This window comes from Streptomyces tricolor (genome assembly GCF_002155905.1).
Taxonomy (GTDB): domain Bacteria; phylum Actinomycetota; class Actinomycetes; order Streptomycetales; family Streptomycetaceae; genus Streptomyces; species Streptomyces tricolor.
Window position 1 is genome coordinate 1 of the sequence record NZ_MUMF01000777.1, and the last position, 3786, is coordinate 3786.

General features: G+C 74.7%; 3 protein-coding genes. All 3 read left to right on the plus strand.

The window, feature by feature from the left end; all coding sequences use genetic code 11:
- Positions 1-158: 158 nt before the first annotated feature.
- The 3 genes from CCN44_RS39315 to recN are packed head-to-tail and all read left to right on the plus strand — an operon-like array spanning position 159 to position 3670.
- Positions 159-974, plus strand: coding sequence for a TlyA family RNA methyltransferase (locus CCN44_RS39315; protein WP_059248538.1), 816 nt, complete (start codon positions 159-161; stop codon positions 972-974).
- Positions 971-1888 (plus strand): NAD kinase, encoded by a 918-nt coding sequence (locus tag CCN44_RS39320; RefSeq protein WP_086703883.1) that lies wholly within the window; start codon positions 971-973, stop codon positions 1886-1888. Before CCN44_RS39315 ends, CCN44_RS39320 begins: the two co-directional genes overlap by 4 nt.
- Positions 1889-1927: 39 nt before the next feature.
- Entirely contained in the window at positions 1928-3670 is a 1743-nt protein-coding gene (recN, locus tag CCN44_RS39325) for a DNA repair protein RecN (protein WP_189397278.1), read from the plus strand.
- Positions 3671-3786 lie beyond the last annotated feature (116 nt).

Genomic DNA, 3786 nt, shown 5'->3' on the forward strand with positions numbered 1-3786 from the left:
GGACCGGCTGGCCGACGCCGACCACCTCGCCACCGACGGACACCTGGAGGTGTACGAGGATGTACACCGGGGGTTGCGCGACGCGCTCACCGCGCTCGACGCCCGCCCGGGGCCCTCGGCCCCCGCACCGTCGTACCAACACAGGAGCTGAACCGAACGTGGCAGGAGTCGCACGCCGCCGTCTCGACGCGGAGCTGGTCCGCCGGAAGCTCGCCCGCTCGCGCGAGCACGCCAGCCAGCTGATCGCCGCCGGGCGGGTCACCGTCGGCAAGACCGTGGCGACCAAGCCGGCCACGCAGGTGGAGACGGCCGCGGCCATCGTGGTCGCCTCCGACGACAGCGACCCCGACTACGTCTCCCGGGGCGGGCACAAGCTCGCCGGCGCGCTCAAGGCCTTCGTGCCGCAGGGGCTCGTGGTCGAGGGCCGGCGCGCGCTGGACGCCGGCGCGTCCACCGGCGGCTTCACCGACGTCCTGCTGCGCGCGGGCGCCGCCCACGTCGTCGCGGTGGACGTCGGCTACGGACAGCTCGCCTGGTCCCTCCAGAGCGATGAACGCGTCACCGTCAAGGACCGTACGAACGTACGCGAGTTGACGCTTGAAGCGATCGATGGGGAACCTGTGGATCTTGTCGTGGGCGATCTGTCCTTCATCCCGCTCGGGCTGGTGCTGCCGGCCCTGAAGCGGTGCGTGACGGCGGACGCCGACCTGGTCATGATGGTCAAGCCGCAGTTCGAGGTGGGGAAGGAGCGGCTCGGCAGCGGGGGTGTCGTACGGAGTCCGCAGCTGCGGGCGGAGGCCGTGCGGGGAGTGGCCGAGAAGGCCTGGGAGCTGGGGCTCGGGGTGCGGGGCGTCACCGCGAGTCCGCTGCCCGGCCCCTCGGGGAACGTCGAGTACTTTCTCTGGCTGCGGGCGGGGGCACCCCAGGTGGACCCGGCCGACGTCGACCGTGCAGTGGCGGAGGGGCCGCGTTGACACAGAACCTGGCGCGTACTGTTTTCCTGCTCGCCCACACCGGGCGGCCCGCGGCGATCCGCAGTGCGGAACTCGTCGTCAAGGGGCTGCTGCGGCACGGCATCGGGGTGCGGGTGCTGGAGGAGGAGGCGCGCGACCTGCCGCTGCCCGAGGAGGTGGCGCTCGTCAAGGAGGCCACTCCGCAGTGCCTGGACGGGTGCGAGCTGCTGATCGTGCTGGGCGGCGACGGCACGCTGCTGCGCGGGGCCGAGTTCGCCCGGGCCTCCGGGGTGCCGATGCTGGGCGTCAACCTCGGGCGCGTCGGCTTCCTCGCGGAGGCCGAGCGGGACGACCTCGATCGGGTGGTGGACCGGGTGGTGGCCCGGTCGTACGAGGTCGAGGAGCGGATGACCGTCGACGTCGTGGTGCACCGCAACGGGGACATCGTGCACACCGACTGGGCGCTGAACGAGGCGGCCGTGCAGAAGGCGGGCGCCGAGAAGCTGCTGGAAGTCGTGCTGGAGATCGACGGGCGCCCGGTGACCGGGTTCGGCTGCGACGGCGTGGTGCTGTCGACGCCGACCGGATCCACGGCGTACGCCTTCTCCGCCGGGGGACCGGTGGTGTGGCCGGAGGTGGAGGCGCTGCTGATGGTGCCGATCAGCGCCCACGCCCTGTTCGCCAAGCCGCTGGTGACCTCGCCGGACTCGGTGCTGGCCGTGGAGGTGCTGCCGCACATTCCGCCGGGGGTGCTCTGGTGCGACGGGCGGCGGACGGTCGAGCTGCCGCCCGGGGCGCGGGTGGAGGTCCGGCGGGGGGCCGTGCCGGTGCGGCTGGCCCGACTGCACCATTCGTCCTTCACCGACCGGCTCGTGGCGAAGTTCGCGCTGCCCACCACCGGCTGGCGGGGGGCGCCGCACCACCCCTCGGAGTGACATGGGCGGGCCATGTGCGCTCGCCGCCCCGGACCTCGTATGGTCTGTTCCGTGTTGGAGGAGATGCGGATACGGTCGCTCGGGGTCATCGACGATGCCGTCGTCGAGCTGTCGCCGGGGTTCACCGCCGTCACCGGTGAGACGGGTGCGGGCAAGACCATGGTGGTCACCAGCCTGGGGCTGCTGCTCGGTGGCCGGGCGGACCCGGCGCTCGTGCGGATCGGGGCCGAGAAGGCGGTCGTGGAGGGCCGGGTCGCCGTGCCCGCCGGCTCCGCCGCCGTCGTACGCGCCGAGGAGGCCGGGGCCGAGCTGGACGACGGGGCCCTGCTGATCAGCCGTACCGTCTCCGCCGAGGGCCGCTCCCGGGCGCATCTGGGCGGGCGCAGCGTGCCCGTCGGGCTGCTCGCCGAGCTGGCCGACGACCTGGTGGCCGTGCACGGGCAGACCGACCAGCAGGGGCTGCTGAAGCTGTCCCGGCAGCGGCAGGCGCTCGACCGGTACGCGGGCGACGCCGTCGCCGTGCCGCTCGCCAAGTACACCGCGGCCTACCGGCGGCTGCGGGCGGTCTCCGCCGAGCTGGAGGAGATCACCACGCGCGCGCGTGAGCGGGCGCAGGAAGCCGACATGCTGCGGTTCGGGCTGGACGAGATCGCCGCCGTGGAGCCCCGGGCCGGCGAGGACGCGGAGCTGGCCGAGGAGGCCGAGCGGCTGGGCCACGCCGAGGCGCTGGCGTCCGCCGCGACGGCCGCGCACGCCGCTCTCGCGGGCAATCCCGAGGACCCCGAGGGCATCGACGCGACGACGCTCGTCGCGGGCGCCCACCGGGCCCTGGAGGCCGTGCGCTCGCACGATCCGGCGCTGGCCGCGCTCGCCGACCGGATCGGGGAGATCGGCATCCTGCTCGGCGACGTGGCGGGGGAGCTGGCGGGGTACGCCGACGATCTGGACGCCGACCCGCTGCGGCTGGCGGCGGTGGAGGAGCGCCGGGCCGCGCTGACCGCGCTGACCCGCAAGTACGGCGAGGACGTGACCGCTGTCCTGGCCTGGGCCGAGCAGGCCGCCGCCCGGCTCACCGAGCTGGACGGCGACGACGAGCGGATCGAGGAGCTGACCGCCGAGCGGGACGCGCTGCGCGCCGAACTCGGCGGGCTCGCCCAGGCCCTGACGGACGCGCGGACCGAGGCCGCCGAGCGGTTCGCCGCCGCGGTGACCGCCGAGCTGGCCTCGCTGGCGATGCCCCACGCGCGCGTGTCCTTCGACATCCGGCAGACCGAGGACCCGGAGGGCGTCGAGGTCGGCGGGCGGACCGTCGCCTACGGCCCGTCCGGCGCGGACGAGGTCGAACTCCTCCTCGCCCCGCACCCGGGCGCCCCGCCGCGGCCCATCGCCAAGGGCGCGTCCGGCGGTGAGCTGTCCCGCGTCATGCTGGCCGTGGAGGTCGTCTTCGCGGGCACCGACCCCGTGCCGACGTACCTCTTCGACGAGGTCGACGCCGGTGTCGGCGGCAAGGCGGCGGTCGAGATCGGCCGGCGCCTGGCCAAGCTCGCCAAGACCGCCCAGGTCGTCGTGGTCACCCACCTGCCCCAGGTCGCCGCGTTCGCCGACCGCCAGCTGCTGGTGGAGAAGACCAACGACGGCTCCGTCACCCGCTCCGGCGTGAAGGTCCTGGAGGGCGAGGAGCGCGTCCGCGAGCTGTCCCGCATGCTGGCGGGCCAGGAGGACTCCGAGACGGCCCGCGCCCACGCGGAGGAACTCCTGGCCACGGCCAGGGCGGACCTGTAGGAGCACGGCCCGCGGCGGGTCCTAGGGTGACGGCATGATCGTCACGCGCACGTCCCGGTCCTTCGTCCTCGCCGCCGCGCTCGCCCGGGCCGGCCAGGCCCTGCTGCGCGCCGCCC

Bases quoted from the DNA above. Each gene is read 5' to 3' on its own strand.
- recN (WP_189397278.1), top strand. From the start codon at position 1,928: ATGGTCTGTTCCGTGTTGGAGGAGATGCGGATACGGTCGCTCGGGGTC.